Origin of the sequence: Geomicrobium sp. JCM 19037 (assembly GCF_000698105.1) — a bacterium.
Classification (GTDB): Bacteria; Bacillota; Bacilli; order Bacillales; family Marinococcaceae; genus Geomicrobium_A.
In genome coordinates this window covers 40690-46744 of the sequence record NZ_BAWZ01000033.1, presented here as the reverse complement: position 1 = coordinate 46744, position 6055 = coordinate 40690, and the positions used below count along the sequence as shown (strand labels likewise).

Genomic DNA, 6055 nt, shown 5'->3' with positions numbered 1-6055 from the left:
CACGACTTTTTGCCCTTCGGCAAACGTTTTTCGTGTTGCCCGCAACCCTTGCAGTGACGAACAACGATCGGCAACGAAGTTGTCCAAGTGCAACAAGATGAATTTCAACAGCCAATATGCAAGCACTCACCAGCAAAGACCCATCTCGGTCATCCGATTCAATGAATTTCTTTAGTTCAACTTATCTAGTTTGCTCTTTTCAACGATTTTTAGTGCTCATTTCTTAAAACTTGCGCGCAGTTTGTTCCAACTGGAGCGCAGATTGGACTAAACCTAACACCTTATGACCGATCGGCCGCTGGGGCCGAACCTAAATCGGTTTCGGTTCGGCGCGACTCGCGCCGACAGAATTTTGTGTTTTCAAATCAGTGTTCGGGACAAGGCGTGCGACTCAATCTTCATGGCGGTGTGATGACGAATGTGAACATCGCTTTGGAACTAGATTGCTGTTCATTGTCTTTAAAGTGCTGATTCTGATTCCATTAGCGGTTGTTTGGAAGGAGATGTCGATCGATTGGAAGCAGAACGACGCAAAACGATCACCTATGAGTGATTCTGATTCCAATCGGTAAACTTTGGGAACCCTTTCTGGGGTTCGGGCAACTAGCGGGTTGGGAGTGCACCAAATCCCATCATAAAAACGTTGAATAGTACGAGTATTCGCCTTACAACCTCCCCTTTTCAGCGCCCAGCCATCATCCATGCTACGCACCGTGCAAGGTGTAGGTTTAAAATCTTACCATAGAATCTACTATGGTAAGATTTGAGCTAAGCAGCTTCATAAATGGAAAATCATACCACATCCAGGAGCCACTCCCAAGTGTGCTACGTAAAAGCGCCAAGTCACTAAAAAAGCGTATCACTTTCTACACGACCCAACCTACTTCGGTTATTCAATTTCCAAATTCTCATTGTCCTCGTCGTTAGACCGAGGAGGCTCATCCGGCTCTCCCCGCTCTAGAAAACACGGTGGGCGTCTCTTGACCACTCATGTTGCACTTGTATCTGGAGTACATAGAAAAATGGCTGTGCCCAATGTCCATTCTAAGACCTTGGGCACAGCCCCGTTCTTTCATTCAAAAATCCAATCAAACACGGACCATCCTAGGCCTCCGATGATAGCGACAATTAAAGAACCAAGTAAGTTTTCAGCTGTTATTTTTTTTATGTTTAGACAAATCAATTAACGTCCACCCAATAAAGATGGCAATTCCAAAAAATATAGCTCCCATGTTGCCTCCCACCTACAAATATTACACTAGCTTCTCTTCAACTTCTTTTACTAACAACACCCCTTCACGCACATATTTTTGGTCTACAAAAGCATCTTTCTCTTCTGGTGAAGAGAATTGGTTGAACACAGCACTGTAAGCTGTAATCCCATCATGCTCGATACCAGACTCATAACGATGTGCGAGAAGAAAGGGCGTACCGATGACGACTTCAGCGTGTCCGCTACCGATTTCACCTACAACTGCCGAAAAAGGAATCCTTAAAAATGTGTACCCTTGACCATCGTCGTCCATTTGGTAATCCATGTAGCCATGGTCATACTCCCAATTCCCACCCATTGAAAACCCGAGGGGCTCGATTTTCTTTTCAAGCTCACTTAATGATAGTTCGACACCGGAAATGCGCGATTGCAATTCGAGCACGATATTCGCCTCCTTTAGGCTTTACCGTGCCTCATTCACACCAATTCATGCAACGTTCCCCTCGGAAGTTATTGGCAGATTACGTGAGCAGTCGTTCCTGCAACTGTTGTCTCCGTTCTTCAAATCCTTCTTTTCCTAAAAGAGCAAACATGTTCTGTTTATAGCTTTCAACCCCCGGTTGGTCAAATGGGTTTACACCAAGCAAAGTCCCGCTGATCGCACACGCTTTCTCAAAGAAATAAATGAGCGCACCGATGTGGCTTCATCAAGTTGCTCCACTTCAATTTGCACATTTGGAACGCCACCATCGACATGTGCGAGTAACGTTCCATCCATCGCCTGCTCATTCACTTCGTTTAGCGATTTTCCAACAAGATAATCCAACCCATCTTCATTGCTGTCTGAGTATGGAATGGTCACATCCTTTGTTGCTTCTTTGACTCCAATAACGGTTTGAAACAAATGACGTCGGCCTTCTTGAACGTATTGCCCTAATGAATGTAAATCCGTCGTATAGTGTACAGAGGCTGGAAACAAACCTTTATGGTCTTTTCCTTCGCTCTCGCCAAACAACTGCTTCCACCATTCAGAAACTTGTTGGAGTTTCGGGTGATAGCTTGCGAGCAATTCAATTTGCTTTCCTTTGGCATACATTAACGTTCGAAATGCCGCATATTGATAGCTTTCGTTTTCAAGAAGGATTGGATGATCATACTGCTGCTTTGCAGAACGCGCGCCATCGAGAAGCGCATCGACGGAAAAGCCTGCAGCCGCAATCGGCAAAAGGCCTACTGGGTCAATACAGAGAATCGTCCCCCTACATCATCAGGTACGACGAAGCACGTATACCCGTTTGCATCGGCAACCGCTTTTAGTGCGCCTTTGCTTGCATCGGTCGTCGCAATGATGCGACTCGCTGCCTCACTCTGTCCGTAGCGTTGTTCCATCCAATGCTTTATGAGTCGAAAAGCAATTGCAGGCTCTGTTGTTGTCCCTGATTTTGAAATCACATTTACGTATACACTCTTTTCATGTAGCGCATCGAACATCTCTTCAATGTACTCACCGTTTAGGTGATGACCGGCAAAAATCACATCTGGCGCGTCAGATTTTTTCATGAAGGAATGAGACAAAGCCTGAATGACGGCTTTTGAACCTAAATACGAACCGCCAATGCCAATGACGATAAGCACGTCAGCGTGTTCTTTAATCTCGGAAGCTTTCTGTTTAACGCGAGACAATTCATCTTTATCTGCTGTCGGTAAGTCCAGCCACCCTAAATAATCTGCGCCCGGTCCTTTCCCAGTATGTAGTTGGTCATGTGCAGTTTTAACCGCAAGCTCCATCTGATCAAACTCATGTGTTTCAAAAAAGTCTTTTGCATAGTTTGTCGTGAACGTAATCATGTTTTCCCTCCAAAAAATATTACTGGAAACCCTTCCTTTGATTCATTGTCATAGTCCTCCTTTAATTGTATCAAGCTATATGTATTAGGAACATACCTAGATCACGAAGGAGGTGAGTTTTTCATGAGTGGTTTGCAACGAGTCGCTCTCATTGTCACGATTATTGGTGCGATCAACTGGGGTCTTATTGGTTTTTTTAGTTTTGATTTGGTTGCTGCGATTTTTGGCGGTCAAACAGCAGCATTGGCGCGTGTCATTTATGCCGTTGTTGGTCTCGCGGGTTTGTATAGCCTATCCATTTTGTTTACACCGAATGAAGAGTTAGAAGAAAGTCCGGCGCCCGAACGGCAATAAAAGAAAAACCCGGACAAAGCCAATGAGGCTACGTCCGGGTTCATTTTATTCGTGTTGGCAATTATTTACGTGCTCTCTTGTTGAGGTCTGCATGAATTTCATTTGACTGCTTTAACCAGTCCTTCAACTTGTCCTCAAGCGTATTAAACCCTTGATTCTTGTTGTTGTTGCTACTGAAATTCTTCGGTCCACGGTTACCACCGCCGCCACCGCGTGGTCCGCGATCGCTTTTTTGCTCAGACCCTTCAGGGCAGGTTGTGTCGCACGAATCGATAAAGAAATCTTGCCGGAGTCGCTGTCAACTGACTTGACTTTGACTTTCACTTCTTCACCAACGGAAAGAACTTCATTAATGTCTTTCACATATCCGTGAGCAACCTCCGAGATATGAACCAACCCTTGGTTCTTCTCATCTAATGCAACAAATGCACCGAACGGTTTAAGACCGGTAATCTTACCTTCAACAATGCTGCCAACTTCGTATTGTGTTACAGACATTCAAACATCCCCTAATCATTTATTAACTCATAAATCATACCATATGTTTTGCAAACAGGCAAAACAAAGTTCGCGGTAAATCTTGTGAATTCACGAACCGAACCATGAAAGTACCATTGACATTAAAGAAACGTCTGATTACTGTTAAACATAACACTTTACTACATATAAGAAAGCAGTTGAGAAAACGATGCAAAAAGAAAACTGGGGAACGCGTTTAGGATTTATTCTTGCAGCTGCAGGTTCTGCCATCGGACTAGGGACCGTCTGGCGTTTACCATACGTTGCTGGGGAGCAAGGCGGAGGATTGTTTTTCTTTATTTTTATCGCCCTTCTACTCACCGTCGGCACAAGCCTTTTGCTCGCTGAATTTGTTCTTGGACGCAGTACAAAAGAAGGAGCCATTGAAGCGTACCGAAAAGTCGCACCAAAAGGACAGTGGCATTGGATTGGAATCATCGGCATGGTTGCCGCGTTTTTACTCCTATCTTTTTACAGTGTTGTGGGTGGCTGGATCACAACGTACTTTGTCCGGAGTTTTACCGGCAATGTAACAAACCCACCTGACGGGGATCATGGCGCATTGTTTGAATCGATTACTGCTAATCCTTGGGAGGTTGGCCTTGCCCACCTCGCCTTTATGATTATGACGATTCTTGTCGTGCAAATGGGCATTAAAAAAGGCATCGAAAAAGCAAGTTTGTACATGATGCCTGCACTATTTATTATCTTCTTGATCTTAATGATTCGCTCGCTCACACTCGACGGCGCTTGGGAAGGTGTCGTTTACTTTTTACAACCCGATTTTAGCGCTGTTTCTAGTGAAACCTTCCTCTTTGCACTCGGTCAAGCGTTCTTCTCTCTGAGCCTAGGTGTGAGTGTAATGGTGACGTACAGTTCTTATTTAGACAATAAAGCCAGCTTGCCTGGTTCGGCCTGGTCGGTTGTGCTTTTAAGTGTTCTTATTGCCTTTATGGCAGGTCTTGCAATTTTTCCAGCGATTTACGCTTTCGGTCTACAGCCTGATGAAGGTCCAAGCCTAATCTTTGTTGTTATCCCTGCTGTTTTTCAACAGCTTGCCTTCGGCGAAGCGTTCTTTATGATCTTTATGCTACTCATGTTGTTTGCAACGCTCACTTCTGCGTTCTCACTTATTGAGATTATCGTGACCCCATTCGTACGAGGGAAGGAACACCTTAGAAAGCGCGTCACTTGGGCAGTCGGACTCTTAATTTTTGCGATGGGAATCCCATCAAACTTATCGTTCGGTTTGCTTGCAGACTTCCACATATTCGGTCTCACTTTTTTTGATGCTGTCGATTTCTTAGTAAGTAATATATTGTTACCACTTGGTGCTCTACTCATTTCTCTCTTTGTTGCGTATAAAATGAAACCAAGCATCATGCAAGAAGAACTTCTACGCGGGAGCCGATTTGGGAAAGGATTCTATTTCATTTGGCTCATTATGATTCGCGTCGTCGTCCCTCTCTCCATTATTGTAGTGTTTGTTTCACAACTCATTCTATAACGAAAACCGCCCTTTCCGGGCGGTTTTTCTTTTGTCCAATTCATGCGGTAGGCGTTGAGGGGGAGGGGAGCCAAGTTCAACGTGCCATTTTGCGCGCTAGTTTTCCTAGTTTAACGATTTTGGCACTAATCTCGCTAAACTCCTGCGCAGTTTGTTCCAACTGGAGCTCAGATAAAATGCCCATAAGCGAGCAACCTGTCTGAAGCCAAATCGGACTCGGTTCGCGCGATCCGCGCCGACGTCTTGTAGGTACTTCAGGGCGGGGATGTACACGTAACCCGGTAATCTGTTACCGAGTTTGCTCATTCTGTTACCTAGTTTATGGGGATATACCGCTTTTCCTGCGATCTTCCTAAACTTGAGGACAGTTCGATCGCAACTCGTGCAAGGTTTCCACTTTACCAAGCTATCCATTGGTTCTTAACGAACTTCTTTCGTTCAACTGATATAAATCGCGAGAGTCCAGTATACTCCAAGCACTACGTGTAGACGCTATGCGTCTCGGACAATTCTGGACTAACCGATACTTTAAACGTGTTAGGCGTGTGCTCAGTTAACAGTTTGTTGTTACTCTATTAGCATTTGAACCTTAGCTCGTCCTCCAGAGAAACACC

At 44.8% G+C, this 6055-nt stretch carries 3 protein-coding genes and 2 pseudogenes; 2 read left to right on the top strand and 3 right to left on the bottom strand.

Annotated elements, in window-relative coordinates:
- Window positions 1–1253: 1253 nt before the first annotated feature.
- Together JCM19037_RS16730 and JCM19037_RS16725 are read right to left on the bottom strand one after the other, a co-directional pair.
- Window positions 1254–1655 (bottom strand): YugN family protein, encoded by a 402-nt coding sequence (locus JCM19037_RS16730; protein WP_042403159.1) that lies wholly within the window; start codon window positions 1653–1655, stop codon window positions 1254–1256.
- 79 nt (window positions 1656–1734) lie between these two features.
- Window positions 1735–3061 (bottom strand): annotated as a pseudogene (locus tag JCM19037_RS16725) (glucose-6-phosphate isomerase).
- Window positions 3062–3184: 123 nt separating this feature from the next.
- On the opposite strand from JCM19037_RS16725, the gene JCM19037_RS16720 reads away from it, so the two are divergent.
- On the top strand, window positions 3185–3415 hold the full coding sequence (locus tag JCM19037_RS16720; protein ID WP_042403156.1) for a DUF378 domain-containing protein: 231 nt from the start codon (window positions 3185–3187) through the stop codon (window positions 3413–3415).
- Window positions 3416–3476: 61 nt separating this feature from the next.
- Here the strand turns inward: JCM19037_RS16720 and yugI are convergent.
- Window positions 3477–3913: pseudogene (gene yugI, locus JCM19037_RS16715) on the bottom strand (S1 domain-containing post-transcriptional regulator GSP13).
- A 190-nt stretch (window positions 3914–4103) separates the two neighbouring features.
- Between yugI and JCM19037_RS16710 the strand changes: the two are divergent.
- Window positions 4104–5441, top strand: a complete 1338-nt coding sequence (locus JCM19037_RS16710; RefSeq protein WP_042403152.1) for a sodium-dependent transporter — start codon at window positions 4104–4106, stop codon at window positions 5439–5441.
- The last annotated feature ends 614 nt before the right edge of the window (window positions 5442–6055 follow it).

Bases quoted from the DNA above. Each gene is read 5' to 3' on its own strand.
- JCM19037_RS16720 (WP_042403156.1), top strand. From the start codon at position 3,185: ATGAGTGGTTTGCAACGAGTCGCTCTCATTGTCACGATTATTGGTGCG.
- JCM19037_RS16710 (WP_042403152.1), top strand. From the start codon at position 4,104: ATGCAAAAAGAAAACTGGGGAACGCGTTTAGGATTTATTCTTGCAGCT.